The organism is Janthinobacterium salmonicoloratum (assembly GCF_051380845.1).
Classification (GTDB): Bacteria; Pseudomonadota; Gammaproteobacteria; order Burkholderiales; family Burkholderiaceae_D; genus Janthinobacterium; species Janthinobacterium lividum_F.
In genome coordinates this window covers 567,615-586,469 of sequence record NZ_JBNYXV010000002.1, presented here as the reverse complement: position 1 = coordinate 586,469, position 18,855 = coordinate 567,615, and the positions used below count along the sequence as shown (strand labels likewise).

At 62.4% G+C, this 18,855-nt stretch carries 17 protein-coding genes; 6 read left to right on the top strand and 11 right to left on the bottom strand.

Features of this window, described 5'->3' with window-relative positions; all coding sequences use genetic code 11:
* The first annotated feature begins 80 nt into the window (after window positions 1-80).
* Window positions 81-3,137 carry a response regulator gene (locus tag ACQ4WY_RS15830; RefSeq protein WP_436504862.1) on the top strand — a complete coding sequence of 1,019 codons (3,057 nt, stop codon included), beginning with the start codon at window positions 81-83 and terminating at the stop codon, window positions 3,135-3,137.
* Window positions 3,138-3,168: 31 nt separating this feature from the next.
* Window positions 3,169-4,320, top strand: coding sequence for a response regulator (locus ACQ4WY_RS15825; protein WP_436504861.1), 1,152 nt, complete (start codon window positions 3,169-3,171; stop codon window positions 4,318-4,320).
* On the opposite strand, the gene ACQ4WY_RS15820 is transcribed toward ACQ4WY_RS15825, so the two are convergent.
* Window positions 4,313-5,560 carry an extracellular catalytic domain type 1 short-chain-length polyhydroxyalkanoate depolymerase gene (locus ACQ4WY_RS15820; RefSeq protein WP_436504860.1) on the bottom strand — a complete coding sequence of 416 codons (1,248 nt, stop codon included), beginning with the start codon at window positions 5,558-5,560 and terminating at the stop codon, window positions 4,313-4,315. The genes ACQ4WY_RS15825 and ACQ4WY_RS15820 overlap by 8 nt on opposite strands.
* Before the next feature lie 54 nt (window positions 5,561-5,614).
* A complete protein-coding gene (locus ACQ4WY_RS15815; RefSeq protein WP_034783786.1) occupies window positions 5,615-6,028 on the bottom strand; it encodes a CopG family transcriptional regulator in 414 nt (137 codons plus the stop codon).
* A 278-nt stretch (window positions 6,029-6,306) separates the two neighbouring features.
* Between ACQ4WY_RS15815 and ACQ4WY_RS15810 the strand changes: the two genes are divergently transcribed.
* The 3 genes from ACQ4WY_RS15810 (at window position 6,307) to ACQ4WY_RS15800 (ending at window position 8,525) form a co-directional block, all read left to right on the top strand.
* Window positions 6,307-6,540, top strand: coding sequence for a DUF1289 domain-containing protein (locus ACQ4WY_RS15810; RefSeq protein WP_436504859.1), 234 nt, complete (start codon window positions 6,307-6,309; stop codon window positions 6,538-6,540).
* Window positions 6,541-6,548: 8 nt separating this feature from the next.
* Entirely contained in the window at window positions 6,549-7,472 is a 924-nt protein-coding gene (locus ACQ4WY_RS15805; protein ID WP_436504858.1) for an MBL fold metallo-hydrolase, read from the top strand.
* A gap of 99 nt (window positions 7,473-7,571) precedes the next feature.
* Window positions 7,572-8,525, top strand: coding sequence for an NAD(P)H-dependent flavin oxidoreductase (locus tag ACQ4WY_RS15800; protein WP_436504857.1), 954 nt, complete (start codon window positions 7,572-7,574; stop codon window positions 8,523-8,525).
* Window positions 8,526-8,573: 48 nt separating this feature from the next.
* Here ACQ4WY_RS15800 and ACQ4WY_RS15795 read toward each other — a convergent pair whose 3' ends face one another.
* The 9 genes from ACQ4WY_RS15795 to ACQ4WY_RS15755 form a co-directional block, all read right to left on the bottom strand.
* Window positions 8,574-9,155, bottom strand: a complete 582-nt coding sequence (locus ACQ4WY_RS15795; RefSeq protein ID WP_152251574.1) for a hypoxanthine-guanine phosphoribosyltransferase — start codon at window positions 9,153-9,155, stop codon at window positions 8,574-8,576.
* A gap of 63 nt (window positions 9,156-9,218) precedes the next feature.
* On the bottom strand, window positions 9,219-10,475 hold the full coding sequence (locus tag ACQ4WY_RS15790; RefSeq protein WP_436504856.1) for a phenylacetate--CoA ligase family protein: 1,257 nt from the start codon (window positions 10,473-10,475) through the stop codon (window positions 9,219-9,221).
* Entirely contained in the window at window positions 10,472-10,831 is a 360-nt protein-coding gene (locus tag ACQ4WY_RS15785) for an MmcQ/YjbR family DNA-binding protein (RefSeq protein WP_436504855.1), read from the bottom strand. The genes ACQ4WY_RS15790 and ACQ4WY_RS15785 overlap by 4 nt, the downstream gene beginning before the upstream one ends.
* A 16-nt stretch (window positions 10,832-10,847) precedes the next feature.
* Entirely contained in the window at window positions 10,848-11,693 is an 846-nt protein-coding gene (locus ACQ4WY_RS15780) for an ABC transporter ATP-binding protein (RefSeq protein ID WP_436504854.1), read from the bottom strand.
* Window positions 11,694-11,756: 63 nt separating this feature from the next.
* Complete coding sequence (locus tag ACQ4WY_RS15775) at window positions 11,757-13,076, bottom strand: ABC transporter substrate-binding protein (RefSeq protein ID WP_034752814.1); 1,320 nt, start codon at window positions 13,074-13,076, stop codon at window positions 11,757-11,759.
* A gap of 64 nt (window positions 13,077-13,140) precedes the next feature.
* On the bottom strand, window positions 13,141-14,199 hold the full coding sequence (locus tag ACQ4WY_RS15770) for a branched-chain amino acid ABC transporter permease (protein WP_034752817.1): 1,059 nt from the start codon (window positions 14,197-14,199) through the stop codon (window positions 13,141-13,143).
* A gap of 75 nt (window positions 14,200-14,274) precedes the next feature.
* Window positions 14,275-15,171, bottom strand: coding sequence for a branched-chain amino acid ABC transporter permease (locus ACQ4WY_RS15765; RefSeq protein ID WP_436504997.1), 897 nt, complete (start codon window positions 15,169-15,171; stop codon window positions 14,275-14,277).
* A 19-nt stretch (window positions 15,172-15,190) separates the two neighbouring features.
* The gene (locus tag ACQ4WY_RS15760) at window positions 15,191-16,006 is read right to left on the bottom strand and encodes an ABC transporter ATP-binding protein (protein ID WP_251349535.1); all 816 of its coding nucleotides are present in this window, start codon (window positions 16,004-16,006) and stop codon (window positions 15,191-15,193) included.
* Window positions 16,007-16,020: 14 nt separating this feature from the next.
* Window positions 16,021-17,952, bottom strand: coding sequence for an AMP-binding protein (locus ACQ4WY_RS15755; protein ID WP_436504996.1), 1,932 nt, complete (start codon window positions 17,950-17,952; stop codon window positions 16,021-16,023).
* Window positions 17,953-18,132: 180 nt separating this feature from the next.
* Here ACQ4WY_RS15755 and ACQ4WY_RS15750 point away from each other — a divergent pair, with 180 nt between their 5' ends.
* Complete coding sequence (locus ACQ4WY_RS15750) at window positions 18,133-18,831, top strand: Crp/Fnr family transcriptional regulator (protein WP_215407312.1); 699 nt, start codon at window positions 18,133-18,135, stop codon at window positions 18,829-18,831.
* The last annotated feature ends 24 nt before the right edge of the window (window positions 18,832-18,855 follow it).

Sequence of the window (18,855 nt, the reverse complement as noted above, 5' to 3'; positions counted from 1 at the left end):
TTTTCCTTTGCAAAAGACCTTGCATTTTGTAGGGGAATACGTTCAGACTTCGATTTTTAAGAATTTCTTATAGGAAATTTATGCGCTTCAGGGATATCCGCATCGGCGTGCGCATCAATGCCGGTTATGCCATTTTGATCGTGCTGATGCTGGTCGTCATCGTCCTGGCGGGTAGCCGCATCTATGCCATCCGCGCCGAGACCGACGATATCCTGCAGCGCGACTGGGTCGCCGCCAAGGCCACCAGCAAGATCCATGGGCTGGCGCGCGAGGCGGCCACGCGCATCGGCAACTTGCCGAATCAGCACGAGCTGGCGCTGCGCCAGGCGAATCAGGCGCGCCTGGAAGCGATCAGGCAAGGCATCGATGAGCAGGTGCGCATCCTCGATGGTCTCGATGCGCGGCCCGAGGAACGGCGCCTGCTGGAACAGATGCACCTGGCACGCGCCGACTACTATGTCTCGCTCAAGATGATGTTCGAACTGGTCGAGCGCGGCGAGGATGGCCGCGCCGAGCAGGCCATGCAGACGCAGACCTTGCCGGTGCTGGAAAAAGTGCTGCTGTACGTAGGCCAGCTCGATGACTTGCAGCAGCAGCTGATCAGCGACAGCGCGGCCAGGATACGCAACGACATCGATACCTCGCTGCTGCTGATGGGCGGCATCGGCCTGGCGGCCCTGCTGACGGGCCTCGCCTTTGCCTGGTCGGCGCGCTCGATCACGCGTCCGTTGGGCGAGGCGGTGGCGATCGCCACGCGCGTGGCCAATGGCGACCTCAGTTCCGTCATCGAAGTGACGTCGCGCGACGAGACGGGCGAATTGCTGCAGGCGCTCAAGGATATGAGCACCAGCCTGGCCGTGGAGCAGGATCTGCGCCATGCCGTCGAAGTGGCCGAGGATGCGACCAAGATGAAGTCGGACTTCCTGGCCAATATGTCGCACGAAATCCGCACGCCGATGAATGGCATCATCGGCATGACCCACCTGGCGCTGCAGACGGAACTCACGTCGACCCAGCGCAACTACCTGGAGAAGGTGGAATCGGCTTCGAAGAATCTGTTGGCCATCATTGACGACATCCTCGATTTCTCGAAAATCGAGGCGGGCAAGATGGCCTTTGAAAAAGTCGATTTCTTCCTCGAGGACGTGCTGGCGCAGATCGCCGATCTGTCCGTGATGCGGGCGCAGGACAAGGGGCTCGAACTGCTGTTCGACATCGCGCCCGACGTGCCGAACGCATTGCAGGGCGATCCGCTGCGCCTGGGCCAGGTGCTGATCAACCTGACCAACAACGCGATCAAGTTTACGGACAAGGGCGAGATCGTCGTCTCCATCCGCCTGCAGCAGATGGAAGAGCATGCGGCGGTGCTGCGCGTGGACGTGCGCGACACGGGCATTGGCCTGACGCCTCCCCAGCGCAGCAAATTGTTCCAGGCTTTTACCCAGGCTGACACCTCCACCACGCGTCACCATGGCGGCACGGGCCTGGGGCTGACCATCAGCAAGCGCCTGGTGGAAATGATGGAAGGCGAGATCGATCTGGTCAGCGAAGCGGGCGTGGGCAGCACCTTTTTCTTCACGGCCCGCTTCGGCCTGGCCGCCGTGCCGCGCGACAGCTTGCCGCAGTTACAGCATCAGCAGCAGTTCCAGGGCCTGCGCGTGCTGGTGGTCGACGACAACCCCAGTGCGCGTGAAATCTTCGTCAGCATGCTGACGGCGCTCGGCTTCGAGGCGCGTGCCGTGTTTGGCGGCGTGCTGGCCATCGGCGCCGTGGCGCAGGCGCGTGCCGAGGGGCGCCCGTACGGCCTGGTGCTGATGGACTGGAAAATGCCGGGCATGAACGGCCTCGATACCCTGGCCGGCATCCGCGCCGATGCCGCCGGCATCGATGCGACGCCGGCCTGCATCATGGTCACGGCCTTCCATCGCGAAGCGCTGCTGGAGGCGGCGCACCAGCGGGACTTGCCGCTCGACGGCGTATTGAACAAGCCGGTCAGCGCCTCGACCCTGCTCGACCAGATATCGTTCGTGTTTGGCGGCGTGACGGGACAGAGCCGCAAGACGCAGCGCCAGAGCAGCTACCGCGACGACGAGCGCGCACTGCGCGGCGCCTGGCTGCTTCTGGTGGAGGATAATGAAGTGAACCAGGAAGTGGCGCAGCATATTCTCAACGACGCCGGCATCCGCGTCGACATCGCGGGCAATGGCGCCATCGCGCTGGCGAAGATCGAGGAAAACGCCTATGACGGCGTGCTGATGGATTGCCAGATGCCGGTGATGGATGGTTACCAGGCCACCCGCAAGCTGCGCCAAGATCCCCGTTATTCGAATTTGCCCGTGATCGCCATGACGGCCAATGCCATGGTCGGCGACAAGGAAAAATGCCTGGACGCCGGCATGAACGATTTCATCGCCAAGCCGATCGACGTGGCACAGCTGTTCGGTACCCTGGCGCGCTGGATCGCGCCGGCCACGCCGCAGGAAATGACGGCGGTGGCGGCGCAGCCGGAAGCGGAGCTGCCCGTGATCGGCGGCCTGAAAATGGCGGAAGCCATGCGCCGCGTGGGCGGCAATACGGCGTTGATGCGAAAATTGCTGGACCGTTTTGTGGAAACCCAGTTCGATGCCATGCAGCGCATCGTTGCCGCCATCGAGAACAACCAGCTCGAGACGGCGATCCGCGAAGCGCATACGCTGAAAGGCCTGGCCGGCAATATCGGCGCCGGCGGCCTGGCCGACAGCGCCGCGCGGGTCGAGCACTTGCTCAGCCTGGGCTCGCACGATGGCTTGCCGCAGGCATTGGCCGCCTGCACGCTGGCGCTCGACGAGCTGGTGCCGAAGATCGTGCTGGCCATGCACTCGCGTGGCAATGTGGCCGAGGCGGGCGGCGCGGTGGTGGCGCAAGTGGCGCCGGTGGACCGGGCGCACCTGGAAGCGGGCTTGCGCGAATTGTCGCAGCTGCTGCAGCAGGACGACGCGCAGGCCGTCAAGCACCTGGACGGCATCGGCCCCGTGCTGGTCGCGGCCGGGCAGGCGGAACACGCGCGTCAGTTGAAGCGCATGCTGGGACAATACGATTTCGAAGGTGCGCTGGCGCAGCTGGGCGAGGTAGCCGATGCGCTGGAGCTGACACTGTGACAAGGATAACTATGCAGAACGAAGGACGGGCATGAGAGCGCCGGCAAGCAAGCCAACCATCCTGGTGGTCGATGACACGCCAGACAATATCGATTTGCTGCGCGCGGTGCTGGAAGACGATTACCGTACCAAGATCGCCGTCAATGGCGAACGCGCCCTGAAGATCGCCGCCGGCAGCGACCAGCCCGACCTGATCCTGCTCGACATCATGATGCCGGGCATGAGTGGCTACGATGTGTGCCGCGCGCTGAAGGCCGATCCCGCCACGGCCGGCATACCCGTGATTTTTGTCACCGCCATGAGCGAAGTGGCCGACGAGCAGCTGGGCCTGGCCCTGGGCGCCGTCGACTACATCACCAAGCCGATTTCAGCGCCCATCGTGCTGGCGCGCATCAGGACGCAGCTGGCGATGAAGCAGATGCAGGATTTTTTGCGCGACCAGAATCATTACCTGGAAACGGAAGTGGAGCGCCGCGTGCAGGAAGTGGCGGCGCTGCAGGATGTCACGATTCACGCCATGGCCTCGCTGGCCGAGACGCGCGACAGCGAGACGGGCAACCATATCCGCCGCACCTCGCATTATCTGAAAGCGCTGGCCGAAAAAGTGCGCAGCCTGCCGCGTTTCCGTGATTTTTTGACGGACAAGAATATCGAATTGCTGTTCAAGACGGCGCCGCTGCACGATATCGGCAAGGTGGGCATTCCCGACCATATCCTGCTCAAGCCGGGACGTTTCGAGCCGCACGAAATGGCCATCATGAAGACGCACACCACCCTGGGACGCGACGCCATCCTGGCGGCCGAGCACGAGCTGGGCATCGAAGTCGATTTCCTCAAGTACGCCAAGGAGATCGCTTACAGCCACCATGAAAAATGGGATGGCAGCGGTTACCCGCAAGGCCTGGCTGGCGAAGCCATCCCGATTTCGGCGCGCCTGATGGCGTTGGCCGACGTGTATGACGCCCTGATCAGCCGGCGCATCTACAAGCAGGGCATGGACCATGCGCAAGCCGTGCAGATCATCGTCGAGGGGCGCGGATCGCACTTCGACGCCGAGATCGTCGATGCCTTCCTGCAGATCCAGGACCAGTTCATCGCCATCTCCAACCGCTATGCCGATGGCGTGTGCGAGATCGCCGACAAGCAGCGGCAGATCGCGCCATACACCGAAAACATCAACTGACGGTCTTGAAGAAGCGCAGCATCTCGCGGCTGGCATCCGGGCCTTTTCCATCCGTATAACTGCCGCTGCCGCTGCCGCCGGACCAGGCATGGCCGGCGCCGTGGATGACCCAGTGTTCGCCCAGCGGCGAGCCGTCCGCCTGGCTGTGCGTGGTGCGCGTGTAGCGGTGGCCATTCGGCACGCTGCCGTCGATGGAAGCGGCCCTGGCCGCCTTGCCGCCAGCCTGGCTGCGCACGCCCTGGGCGATCAGTTCATCGCCATTGCGCGGATTGACGGTGGTGTCGCGGTCGCCATGGAAGACGATGATGGGCACGCCGCCCGCCGGCGCCTGGCGCTGCGCATTGGGCATGGCGCCGCCCTTCATGGCTGCCAGCGCCGACGGCAAATCCTTTGCCGAGGCGAACGGCAGGCCCGAATGCACGCCGACGGCGGCAAACAGGTCGGGGTACAAGGTGCCGACGATGACGGCCATGGCGCCGCCCGCCGACAGGCCGGCGACGAACACTTCGCGTTCATTCACCGGGTATTCATCGATCACTTGCCGCGCGATGCCGGCGATCAGCGACGGTTCGCCCTGGTCGCGCTGCTGGTCGATGGCGTTGAACCAGTTCCAGCAGCGCGAACTGTTGGCACCCTGCGTTTGTGCCGGGTAGACGACAAAACATTCTTTTTCCTCGGCCAGCGCATTCATTTGCGTGCCGGCCGCGAAATCGTCGGGATTTTGCGTACAGCCGTGCAGCATCACGATCAGCGGCATGGCCTGGCCGTGATAGCTGCTGGGGATATACAGCTTGTACGAACGCGTGCCCGCATGGTTGCGGTACACGCCGTCGATGAACTGCGCGCCAGCTGGCATCTCCGCCGGCGTGGCGGCCGGCGCGTTGAAGCCGGGCGGGTGGAAATTCGGCATCTCGAAGCTGTGCTGGCCCAGGCCGGCGGGCACGCCCAGGCGCGCCATGAAATCCTGCGCGAAGTCCTGCGCCGCCTGCGCGGGCGTGGGGGGCGCGGCAGGCGTTTCTGGCGCGGCGGCAGCTTGCGGCTGCTCGGCTCGGGCCTGCGCCGGTGTCGGCGGAGGATTGATATCACGCATGGAAGGTGCTTGCGTGGACGCTGTTTTCGGCGCCAGGCCGGCGGCAGACAGCGCCTGCTGGATCGCTTCGGTAGCGGCGGTGGGACCGTTGCCCATCAGATTACGGGTTGCGGCGCGCATGTGCTCCAACATGTTGAGAGGTAGTTTCATGACCATCCTTAACGGTGTTGCGCATCGGCCGGGACATCGCCGCGAACCAATACGCTAGTGAATTCGCCCTGCAAGCGCCGTCTTGACGACGGTGCTGGCGTGCAGGGCACCTAATACGAAAATCGACTCGATGGTGGCCAGTGCCAGTTCCACGGAGACGTCGCTGGCGATGCTGGCCAGTCCCAGCACCTGTATCTGCAGGCGCTGGCCGGCTGCCTGGATCGCTTCCAGGTCGGCGCGCGAATAATGCTGCATGCCCAATACCAGGCTTTTACGGGCGACGGTTTGTTTCACCACGTCGGCGTGGATACCCAGCTGGTTGCGTATGGCCGTACGGATCAGATCCGTGCGGTTGGAATAAAATCCCTCCTGGACCAGCAAATCGATCTGCCCCAGGTCGATCAAGCCGAGGTTGATCGTGATTTTTTCGGATTCCCCAATTTTGGGCTTGCTGTCTTGCTTGGCCATATATCTCCATAAACTCCACGTGGCATCCAATTGCCATCTGTATGGATGGTAGTATAATTGTGAAATATCTCAAGTCAAGCAGGATCTGGCCTGATTCTGTTGTAGGACGGGCACCCGCAGAGTGAAAACTGGCTGCAAAATAAATTTCCAGAAGATGCTTTTTTGAGCATGCTTTCGCTTGAAAATATACTCACAGAAACATTGCATGCCGACGCCATCGCCTCGCCGGCGCGGATTCGCGGCATAATGAAAGCCTACACGTTTACCGATGCCGCTCCATGATGGTCGCTACCCCACCTCCGCCAGCCGTTCCGCTCCCCTTGCCGTCGCCAGTGCCATCGCCCTGTGTCAGCCTGTGCAAGATGAACCGCAACAGCGGCTTGTGCGAAGGCTGCTTGCGCACGCTCGACGAGATCATCGTCTGGAGCAAGGCCGACGACGACTTCAAACGCGCCGTATGGGCCGAATTGCCGGGACGCGAATCTTTGCTCGACTTCGAGCCCGACTACTGAGGAAGCCCATGCCGCGATCGCCAGCGCTGTTCCCCGATTCCATTCAGGTGTTCGAACGCGGCTGGCTGTCGTCGAATAACATCCTGTTCAAGGGCAAGGACGACACGGCCCTGATCGACAGCGGCTATGTCACGCATGCGCCGCAAACCCTGGCCCTGCTGCGCCATAGCCTGGCGGGCCGGCCGCTGAAGCGGCTGTTCAACACCCATCTGCACTCCGACCATTGCGGCGGCAACGCGCTGCTGCAAGCCGAATACGGCTGCCATACGGCCATTCCCGTGTCGGAAGCGGACAAGGTGCGCGCCTGGGATGTGGATGCCCTGAGTTTCCAGGCCACGGGCCAGCAATGCCCGCGCTTCGGCTTTGACGCCACCGTCTCGCCCGGCGACACGTTTACTTTGGCCGACATGGCCTGGCAGGCGCTGGGCGCACCGGGCCACGACCCGCACTCCCTGATTTTTTACTGCGCCGAAGAAGGCATCCTGATCTCCGCCGACGCCCTGTGGGAAAACGGCTTTGGCGTGATCTTCCCCGAACTCGATGGCGGCTCCGGCTTTCCTGAAGCGCGCGCCACCTTGGACCTGATCGCCAGCCTGGACGTGCAGGTCGTCATTCCCGGCCACGGGCGGCCATTCACGGATGCCGGTGGGGCTCTGCAGCGCGCGTATTCGCGTCTTGATTACCTGTCGTCCGACCCCGTGCGCAATGCGCAGAACGCGGTGAAAGTGCTGCTGAAATTCCTGCTGCTGGAACGCCAGCGCATCGCCCTCGCCGAGATACCGGCCCTGCTGCGCGGCATGCCCGTCTTCGAAGAGGCCAACCGGCGCTTCCTGCGCCAGGAGGCGGCCGCGCTGGCCGAGTGGGCCGTGTCGCAGCTGGTGAGAGCTTCAGCGGCAAGGGTGGAGAGTGAGTACTTGCTTAACGAGGGCTGAAACGGCTGGGCGATAAATTCAGCACGATCGTACTTTTTCTGCACTATAATCAACGTTCAGTGTGTCCCTCATCCCGATCAACTTTCCAGCGAGTCCGCCATGGCATTGCCTGTTGCGTTGCAAAACCTCTCCTTACCCGTTATCGCCTCGCCGATGTTCATCGCCAGCGGCCCGGCCCTCGTCGCGGCGCAGTGCAAGGCCGGCATCGTTGGTTCCTTCCCGGCCCTGAACGCGCGTCCCGCCGAATTGCTCGATACGTGGCTCACTGAGCTGCAGGCCGAGCTGGCCGCCTTCCAGGCCGCCAATCCCGATAAAAAAGTGGGACCGATCGCCGTCAACCAGATCGTGCACCAGTCGAATGACCGCCTGGCGCACGATGTGGAAGTGTGCGTGAAACACCAGATCCCCATCATCATTTCCTCGCTGCGCGCGCCGCCCAAGGAAATGCTCGACGCCATCCACAGCTATGGCGGCATCGTGCTACATGACGTGATCTCGATCCGTCACGCGAAAAAGGCGCTGGAAGCGGGTGTCGATGGCTTGATTTTGGTGGCCAGCGGCGCCGGCGGCCACGCGGGCACCCTGTCGCCGTTCGCGCTGGTGGGCGAAGTGCGCAAATTCTTCGACGGCCCGCTGGCGCTGTCGGGCTCCATCGCCACGGGCGACGCCGTGCTGGCCGCGCAAGCCATGGGCGCGGACTTTGCCTACATCGGCTCGCGCTGGCTGGCGACCAAGGAATCGAACGTCAGCGATGGCTACCGCGACGCCATCGTGGATTCAAGCGCGGCGGACATCGTCTACACGAACCTGTTTACGGGCGTGCACGGCAATTACCTGAAAAAATCGATTGTCGCGGCCGGACTCGATCCGGAAGCCTTGCCCGAAGCGGACAAGAGCGCGATGAATTTCGGTTCCGGCAGCGCCAAGGCCTGGCGCGACATCTGGGGTGCGGGCCAGGGCGTGGGCTTGATGGATGACGTGCCGACGGTGGCCGAGATGGTGGCGCGCCTGAAGGCCGAATACGATGCGGCGCGCGCGCGGTTGAAGCTGTAACGCTGGTGCTGCCGGCTGACGCGGCATGTCGCGTCAGCCGAGCCATCCTTACTCCTGCTTCAAATCCTCGGGCTTGATGGCCCACAGGCCCGGCAGGTTGCGCCAGTAGCCATACGCATCCATGCCGAAGCCGACGACGAAGCGGTTCGGGATCACCAGGCCGACGATGTCGGCTTGTACTGGCTTTTTCTTGCCGATGGCCTTGTCGGCAAACACGGCCAGGATCACTTCCGCGGCGCCCATGTCCAGCAAGCGCTGCTTGACGTGCGCCAGGGTTTCGCCTTCGTCCAGAATATCGTCGAGCACGATGACGGTGCGGCCCGCTACGTTCGAGCGGGGGATGACTTTCCACACCACTTCACCACCCTTGTCGTCGTCGCCGTAGCGGCTCACATGGATGTAGTCGAATTCGAGCGGAAAGCTCAGCTGCGGCAGCAGGCTGCCCGTAAACACGACGGCGCCGCCCATCACGCCCAGCACCAGCGGAAATTCCTTGGAATCCTCGGCGTTGAAGCGCGTGTTGAGCACATCGGCCATGCGCGTGATCGACGCCTGCACGGTATCTTGGTCGAACAGCAGTTCCGCGTTCTTGATCAGGTCACGGGCACGGTTGTGATGAAATTCTTGCATGGACTCTTGCATGGCGATGAGTAGGGCTGATGGTCAATGCCGGTATTATCCCGCAAATCGGCCTTATTTGTAATCGCGCTTGTCGTCGATGACCTTGCCGTCTTGTGCCAGGCTGCCTACGGCCACCAGCAGCACGTCGCCGCGCAGCTTGGTCAGTTCGCGGATCGAGCCGATGATGGCTTCCACGCTGCTGGCGTCAAGCGGATCGTCGACTTCGCAATGTAATGTCATCTCGTCGTTGGCCATGCGTCCCGATACCACCAGCCGCGCCTTTTTGATTTGCGGGTGGCGACGCGCGATCTCGTGCACCTGCGACGGATGCACGAACATGGCGCGCACCTTGGTGGTTTGATCCGCGCGTCCCATCCAGCCTTTGATGCGCGTATTCGTGCGGCCGCACGGCGAATCCGGCGCGTCCATCAGCACGGCCGACAGATCGCCCGTGGCAAAGCGGATCAGCGGATAGTCGGCATTGAAGACGGTGACGACGACTTCGCCCACTTCGCCCGGCGCGACGGGAATGCCGCTGCCCGGATGGACGATTTCCAGCAGCACGTTTTCGTCAACGACCATGCCCGGATTGAGCTTGCCATTGCTGGCCGTTTCATAGGCGATGCTGCCGATATCGGCCGAGGCATAGGTCTGGAACACGTGCGGCACGCCGTTCTCGGCAAACCAGCTGCGCAAGGATTCGGGCAAGGCTTCCGCGCCCATCACGGCCTGGGTGACGCTGCTGATGTCGGCGCCCATTTCGCGCGCCTTCTCGATGATCAGTTTTAAAAATGACGGCGTGCCGATATATGTGTCCGGCTTGAGGTCGGCCATCGCCTGTACCTGCATTTCCGTCTGGCCGATGCCGGCCGGGATGACGGTGCAGCCGATGCGCGCGGCGCCCCCTTCGACCATGAAGGCGGCCGGCGTGAAGTGATACGAAAAGCAGTTTTGTAGCAAGCCGCCTGCACGCACGCCGGCTGCATACATGGGGCGCGCGAAGCGCCACCAGTCGGGGCCGCGGCCTTCCGGATCGAAGATGGGGCCGGGCGAGACGAACACGCGCGACAGGGCGTTCTTTGGCGTCGTATTCAAGCCGCCGAACGGCAGCGCGCCGTGCTGCAATTGCTTGAGGTCGGACTTGCGCGTCACGGGCAGCTGCGCCAGCGCGGCGCGGCTGGTGATGTCGGCCGCGTTGACGCCATCGAGGATGCGGGCCCAGCCAGGCGCCTTTTGCGCGCGCGCGATCAGCTGCGGCAGGCCGGCCATCAATTCGCGTTCGCGCGCTTCGGGGGCGCGTGCTTCCAGACTGTCGAGCGTATCGGTCATGTTGCTGATTCTCCAATGTCACGTTGCATTTTTTTCGTCAGCCCCGCAAAAATCAGGCTGTATGAGCGTTGCAGCAGGGCCGCCATTTCCCCGTCGTCGAGGGCATCGGGGCTGGCGACCAGCACCCATTTGGCCCGCGCCAGGTAGGGCGCAGGGCGAAAGCCGGGGCGGTCCGTCAGTTCCAGGAAACGTTCCGCATCGACCTTGAAGCTCATGCCGCGCGTGCTGTGCGCTTCCGCGCCGCACAGGGCGAACAGCCGGCCACCGACACTAAACGCCAGCACGTTGCTCCATTTGACGTCTTCTGTCGCGCCGGGAAAGCCGCGGCACACTTGTTTCGCCCGTTCCTGGTCCATGACGGCTGCTCCCGTGTCAGGCCAGCCAGCGCTTGCGGCGGCGGTAGAACTTCATGTCGCGGAAGCTCTTGCGCCCGGCGCTGGACACGCCCAGATAAAACTCTTTGACGTCTTCGTTGCTGGCCAGTTCCTGGGCTTGCCCTTCCATCACGACGCGGCCGTTTTCCAGGATGTAGCCGAAGTCGGCGTAGCGCAGCGCCACGTTGGTGTTCTGTTCGGCCAGCAGGAACGACACGTTTTCCTTGTGGTTCAGGTCCTTGACGATGCCGAAGATCTCTTCGACGATCTGCGGCGCGATGCCCATCGAGGGTTCGTCGAGCAGTATCATCGACGGCTTGGCCATCAGCGCGCGGCCGATGGCGCACATCTGCTGCTCGCCGCCCGAGGTATAGCCGGCCTGGCTGCTGCGCCGCGTTTTCAGGCGCGGGAAATAGTGGTAGACCTTTTCCAGCGCGTCTTTCAGCTCGCCGCGCGACAGGCTGCGCGTGTAGGCCCCCGTCAGGAGGTTTTCCTCGATCGTGAGGTGGCCGAAACAGTGACGGCCTTCCATCACTTGCGACAGGCCCCGTTTGACCAGTTCATTCGGCGTCAATTGATCCACGCGTTCGCCCTTGAACTGGACTTCGCCCTTGGTGACGTCGCCGCGTTCGCCACGCAGCAGGGTCGAGATGGTTTTCAGGGTGGTCGACTTGCCAGCACCGTTGGCGCCCAGGAGCGCCACGATCTTGCCTTGCGGGACTTGCAGCGACACGCCCTTCAGGACCAGGATCACGTGGTCGTAGATGACTTCGATATTGTTCACCGACAGGTAGGGCGGCGGCGTTTCCGCCTTGATCGGGGATTGCGTGGCAGTGTGGGTCATGGCTGCTTCTTTAAAATGTTAAACACGGGACCGGCGCGCTGGCACCGGTCCGGTTCCAAATGCTTACTTCATGCACGCCGGCGTGATCTTTTTCTCTTCGGCGTACTTGCCAGACGATTCCTCGACCAGCTTGCGCACCAGGGCCTTGTCGCCGACGATCCATTTCGGCGTGATGGCCGTCCATTTCTTGCCATCCCACTGCTGCACTTTCACGGCGCCCGAGCCTTCATGGTCGTCGCAGCTGGTTTTCACGGTGGGGAACATGCCCAGCGCGCCGACTGCTTTTTGGCGTGCATCGTCGACGTTTAGGTTTTCCAGGCCCCAGCGCATCTGTTCGCCCGTGATCGGTTTGCCCTTGCCGAATTTTTCCTGCGCCACGCGGATCGCTTCCACCCACAGGATGCCGGCCGTCACGCCGCGCATGTGGTAGACGGAGCCGATGCGCGACTGGTCGGACAGGTTGCCCTTGCCGGACGCGTAGAGTTTCTTGCGGATGTCGTCGAGCACGGGGTAGTTGCCCGGCGTATTAAACGTCATCGCCGTGTAGCCCTTGGCCGCGTCGCCCGATGGAATCGTGTCTTCCTCGGAGCCGGCCCACCAGACGCCCAGCATCTTGTCGCGCGGGAAGCCGTTGCGCTGCGCCGTCTTGATGGCAACGGAATTCATCACGCCCCAGCCCCACAGGATCACGTGGTCCGGCTTGGCCTGGCGGATTTGCAGCCATTGTGATTGCTGTTCGCTGCCTGGCGGCGCGACGGGAATTTTCACCAGTTCAAAGCCGTACTGTTTCGACAGCGCTTCCAGCACGGGCAGCGGCTCCTTGCCGAAGGCCGAATCGTGGTACAGGTGGACGATCTTTTTGCCTTTCAGTTTGTCCATGCCGCCATCCTTGTCGCCCAGGTACTTGATCATGGCGGCGGCCTGGCTCCAGTAACTGGAGATCAGCGGATACACGTACGGGAAGACCTTGCCGTTGGCGGCGTCCGAGCGGCCGTAGCCGATCATCGTCATGGGGATCTTGTCTTGCGCCACGCGGTCCAGGATGCCGTAGGCGACGCCCGTGGACAGGGTTTCGACCAGGGTGGCGCCACCCTGCTTGGTTTTCAGGCGTTCATAGCATTCCACGCCGCGCGATGGGTTGTATTCGGTTTCGCATTCTTCCCAGCTGATCTTGACGCCATTGACGCCGCCGGCCTGGTTGACCAGGTTGAAGTAGTCGATGATGCCGCCGTAGAAACCGGAGCCTCCGGCCGCGTACGGACCCACGCGGTAGGACGGCAGGGCGATGTACTGTTCCTTGTCCTGCGCTTGCGCGCTGCCGGCCATGGTGAGTGCGGCACTGGCGATGGCGGCGGCCAGCATGAGCGATTTGATGTGTTTCATTGTGTGTCTCCTCTTGTTTTATTTGATTTCAAGTCAATCGACATCAGACTGCGAAGTAAAACCGTTAGTGCGGGAAAGGCCAGAGGCGTAATTTCTCTTTCGCGATCTGCCACAGCCTGGCCAGGCCGTGCGGTTCGACGATCAGGAAGAAGATGATCAGCGCGCCGAACACCATCAGTTCCAGGTTCGAGGCCACGCTGGTCGGCAATGCCAGGCCATGCGCGATGGTGTTCAGGAAGACGGGCAGCAGCACGATGAAGGCCGCGCCCAGGAAGGAACCCAGGATCGAACCGACGCCGCCGATGATGATCATGAAGAGGATGCGGAAGGACAGGTCCAGGTTGTACGCTTCCGGTTCCACCGTGCCCAGGTAGGCATACGCATACAGCGCGCCGGCCACGCCGCAGTAGAACGAGCTGACGGCGAAGGCCAGCAGCTTGGTGCGCATCAGTCTGAAACCGATGACTTCGGCCGCCATGTCCATGTCGCGCACGGCCATCCACGAGCGGCCCACGTTCGAACGGATCATGTTCTTGGCCAGCAGGGCCATGCCGGCAACGATGGCCAGCACCAGCAGGTATTTGCTTTGCGGCGTATCGAACTGGTAGCCGAGGATGGTCATTTTCTGTACCGTGATCACGCCCGAGGAGCTGTAGTTGGTCAGGTACGGGATCTTGGTCAGGCACCAGACGACAAAGAATTGCGTCGCCAGGGTGGAGGCGGCCAGATAAAATCCGCGGATGCGCAAGGAGGGCAGACCGAAGGCGATGCCCACCATGGCCGCGCACAAGCCGCCCAGGATGAACGACACCAGCAGCGGCAGGCCAGGCAGTCGCGCCATGAAGTTATACGAGGCAAACGCGCCCACGGCCATGAAGGCGGCCGTGCCCAGCGACAGCTGGCCCGCGTAGCCGGTCAATATGTTCAGGCCCAGCGCCGCCAGCGCGAAGATCAGGAAGGGGATCAGGATCGCCGACAGCATGTAGGGCGAGGCGAAATATGGCAGGAGGAAGACGGCGACGAGGAGCGTGGCCGTCAGCGCCAGGCGGTCTTGGCGGATCGGGAAAATCTGGTTGTCAGCCTGGTAGCTGGTCTTGAATTGTCCTGCTTCACGGTAAATCATGGCGTGTCCTTTGCGATGGTGCGGTAGCGTTGTGCGTCGTGTGCATTGTGTGCATCATGCGGCGGCGGTGCGGCGTCAGATGCGCCGGATGATTTTCTCGCCGAACAAGCCTTCCGGGCGCACCAGCAGGAACAGCAGGGCCAGCACATACGGGAACCAGCCTTCGATGCCGCCGCCCACCATGGGACCGAGGTAGACTTCGGCCAGCTTTTCGGACGCGCCGATGATCAGGCCACCGACGATGGCGCCAGGTACCGAGGTAAAGCCGCCGAGGATCAGCACCGGCAGCGCTTTCAAGGCGATGAAGGTGAGGGCGAACTGCACCCCGTTGCGCGCGCCCCACAGCAAGCCGGCCACCATGGCCACCAGGCCTGCCACACCCCACACCACGGCCCAGATGCGCTGCAGCGGAATGCCGACCGCCAGCGCCGCCTGGTGGTCGTCGGCGACGGCGCGCAGGGCGCGGCCCACCTTGGTTTTCGAGAACAGCAAGGCCAGGCAGACCACCAGCAGCGCGCAGATGCCGGCCGCCATCAGGTCGAACTGCGAGATGTTGATGTCGAAGCGGTCCATCAGGAATTGCATCGGCACGTCTTCGATGGGCAGGTCCAGCTTGTGCACCTGCGAGCCCCACATCAGCTGCGCCAGGCCTTCGATGAAAAAGGTCAGGCCGATGGTGGCCATGAAGAGCGTGATTTCCGGCTGGTTGACGAGCGGGCGCAAGACCACACGTTCGATGGCCATGCCCAGGACGATCATGGTGAGCATCGTCAGCGGGATGGCCAGCCACAGTGACAGGCCGAACTTGTCCATGATGCCGACGCAGGTGAGGGCGGCGAAAAACACCATCGCTCCCTGCGCAAAATTGAACACGCCCGAGGCCTTGTAGATCAGGACAAAACCGATCGCCACCAGTGCGTACATGACGCCCGACAGCAGGCCGCCGATCAGCACTTCAAAGAAAAAATTGATATTCATTGCGATTCCTCGTCTAGTGCGCCACGCCGAGATAGGCGTTGATGACATCCTGGTTGCTGCGCACCTCGTCGGGCGTGCCGTCGCCGATCTTCTTGCCGTAATCGAGCACCACCACCCTGTCGGAGATATCCATCACCACGCCCATGTCGTGCTCGATCAGCACGATGGTCGTGCCCAGCTGGTCGTTGACATCGAGGATGAAGCGGCACATGTCCTGTTTTTCTTCGACGTTCATGCCGGCCATCGGTTCGTCCAGCAGCAAAATTTCCGGTTCGGCCACCAGCGCGCGACCCAGCTCCACGCGTTTTTGCAGGCCGTAGGGCAGGCGCCCCACAGGCGTCTTGCGGATGGCCTGGATTTCCAGGAAGTCGATGATTTCTTCGGCTTTCTTGCGGTGTTCGATTTCCTCGCGCCGCGCCGGGCCCCAGTACAGGGCTTGCAAGAGAAAATTCGACTTCATCTTCAGGTTGCGCCCCGTCATGATGTTGTCTAACACCGTCATGCCCTTGAACAGGGCGATGTTCTGGAAGGTGCGCGCGATGCCGGACTTGGCAGCCTGGTAGCAATCCATGCCGCGCCGGTGCTCGCCCCGATAAATGATCTCGCCCTGCTGCGGACGGTACACGCCATTGATCACGTTCAGCATCGAGCTTTTGCCCGCGCCGTTCGGGCCGATGATGGCGCGGATTTCATGCTGCTTGACGTCAAACGAGATGTCGGTCAGCGCCTTGACGCCGCCGAACGACAGCGAGATGTTTTTCAAGTCGAGGATTACGGGACCCGTCTTGCGGGCCGTGCCGAAATGGGCGTCGGGTTCGTTCATTTGCATCGTGCTGTGCTCCATCATGCGGCCAGGCTCTGGGGCCGGTACGTTTTGCTGTCCCATATCTGCAGGTCGGCGCTGGTCGAACCGGTGCGGCCATCCTCGAATTTCACCTGGGTCTCGATGTATTGCGTTGCCTTGCCCTCATACAGGGCGGAAATGAGCACCGCGTACTTTTCGGCGATGAATTTGCGGCGTACCTTGCGCGTGCGGGTCAGCTCGTCGTCGTCCGGGTCGAGTTCCTTGTGCAGCACCAGGAAGCGGTGCACCTGCGTGCGGTCCATCAGTGGGTCGGCTGCCAGTTCCGCGTTGACTTGCTCGATACAGTCGCGGATCAGGCCATAGGTCTCGGCGCGTGCGGCCAGGTCGGTGTAGCCGGCATACGCGATGCCGCGCCGCTCGGACCAGTTGCCCACCGCTTCGATATCGATGTTGATGAAGGCGCAGACCTGGTCGCGCGCATGGCCGAAGGCCACCACTTCCTTGATGAAGGGGAAGAACTTGAGCTTGTTCTCGATGTAGTTGGGCGCGAAGATGGCGCCGCACGTCAGCTTGCCGACGTCGGCCGCGCGGTCGATGATTTTCAGATGACCTTCGCTGTCGAACACGCCCGCGTCGCCCGTATGAAAGTAGCCGTCGGCGTCGATCACTTCGGCGGTGGCGTCGGGACGCTTGAAGTAGCCGCTCATGGTGGCGGGCGACTTGACCAGCACTTCGCCATTGGCCGCCAGCTTGACTTCCACGCCCGGCGCCGGCAAGCCCACGCTGTCGAACTTGATATTGCCGTCCGGTTGCAGACACACATAGGCGCAGGTTTCGGTGGAACCGTACAATTGTTTGAGGTTGACGCCGATGGAGCGGTAGAAGCGGAACAGGTCGGGGCCGATGGCGGCGCCGGCCGTGTAGGCGACGCGCACGCGCGACAGTCCCAGCACGTTTTTCAGCGGGCCGTAGACGAGCAGCTCGCCCAATTTGTAGCTGAGGCGGTCCGCCAGCGGTACGGGCTTGCCATCCAAAATCTGCGCGCCGCAGCGCTTGGCCACGTCCATGAAATGGCTGAACATGTGGCGCTTGATGCTGCTGGCGTCTTCCATGCGTATCATCACGCTGGTGAGCATGTTCTCGAACACGCGCGGCGGCGCAAAGTAGCACGTGGGGCCGATTTCGCGCATGTCGATCATCACCGTGTCGCCCGATTCCGGGCAGTTGACGGTGAAGCCGGCGACCATGGCTTGCGCCAGCGAGAACAGGCAGTCGCCCACCCACGCCATGGGCAGGTAGGACAGGATGTCTTCATTGTCGGTAAGCTTGTCGAAGGCGACACCGCCTTCGCCTGCGGCCAGCAGCGCCGTGTGGCTCTGGCACACGCCCTTCGGTTTGCCCGTGGTGCCCGAGGTGTACAGGATGACGGCCGAGTCGTGGCCAGCACCGGCCGCCACGGCGGCGTCGAAAAAGCCCGGGTGTTCGCGGTCATAAGCCCTGCCCAGCACCTGCAGGGCGGCAAAGGACATCAGTTCCGGCTGGCGGTAATGGCGCATGCCCCGTTCGTCGTCATAGGCGATGTGGGCGATGTGCGGGTACAGGGCCTTGAGTTCGAGCAGCTTGTCGACCTGTTCCTGGTCTTCGACGATGGCGTAGCGGATTTCCGCATCCTGCAGCACATAGGCCATGTCGGCGGCCGGCGCGTCCTGGTACAGTGGCACGGGCACGCCGCCCAGGCTTTGCGCTGCCAGCATGGCCCAGTACAGGCGGGGACGGTTGTCGCCGATGATGGCCAGGTTCATGCCGCGCTGGAAGCCGATGGCGGCCAGGCCGCAGGCCAGCGCGCGTACCTCGTCGTTGACTTCCAGCCAGGTCCAGGTTTGCCAGATGCCCAGATGTTTTTCGCGAAAGGCAGGCTTGTCGGATCGTACTGTCCCGTGTTGCAATAAGCGCCGCGGAAAAGTCGGCATGGTTGCTGTGGTATTCGTTTGCACCAGTGTCTCCCTGTTGCTTGTCTCAGGCCCCACCTCGTTGGATGGCGCTCTGTGTTTTTTATGTGTAAGGCGTTTGTGCAATGATAGTAGCTTGCGTTAGTTTGCCGAGTTGTCTTTTCGGGGACATTTACCCACATTTCGATGGTGCATCGCACAATGACCTACCCTGATATCAGTTTGAAGGATGCCGTGCGCGCGGCCAACTGGGCGCAACTGCTCGATCCCGCGCAAATGGCCCGGGTCGAGGCGGATGTGTTTGAGACTTTCGTGCCGAAAGGCGGCTTTGTCTGCCGCAAGGGCGAGCCCGTGGACAACTGGATCGGCGTCATCAGCGGCATGGTCAAGATGAATAATTTTTCGGCCTCCGGCAAGGCCATGACGTTTACGGGCATGCCGCCGGGCAGCTGGTTTGGCGAAGGTTCGCTGCTCAAGCGCGAGATGCGCAAATACGACACCATCGCCGTGCGCGATACGCGCGTGGCGCGCCTGCCTGCCGCCACCTTCCACTGGCTGCTGGAAACGAGCCTGCCATTCACGCGCTTTTTGCTGATGCAGCTCAATGAGCGCCTGGGCCAGTTCATCGGCATGGTGGAAAACGAGCGCCTGCTCGACCTGAACACGCGCGTGGCGCGCTGCCTGGCCTCGATGTTCCACTCGCACCTGTACCCGAGCGTGGACACGCTGGTGCAGTTGTCGCAGGAAGAAATCGGCCTGCTATCCGGCTCTTCGCGCCAGCGCGCCAACCAGGCTTTGCAGGTGCTGGAAAAGAAAGGCTTGCTGCGCCTTGATTACGGCGGCATCCGGGTGCTGGACCTGGAAGGCTTGCGCCGCTACGAGGCCGATGATGGCGAATGAGGTCTCGCTCGACGACGTGCGGTA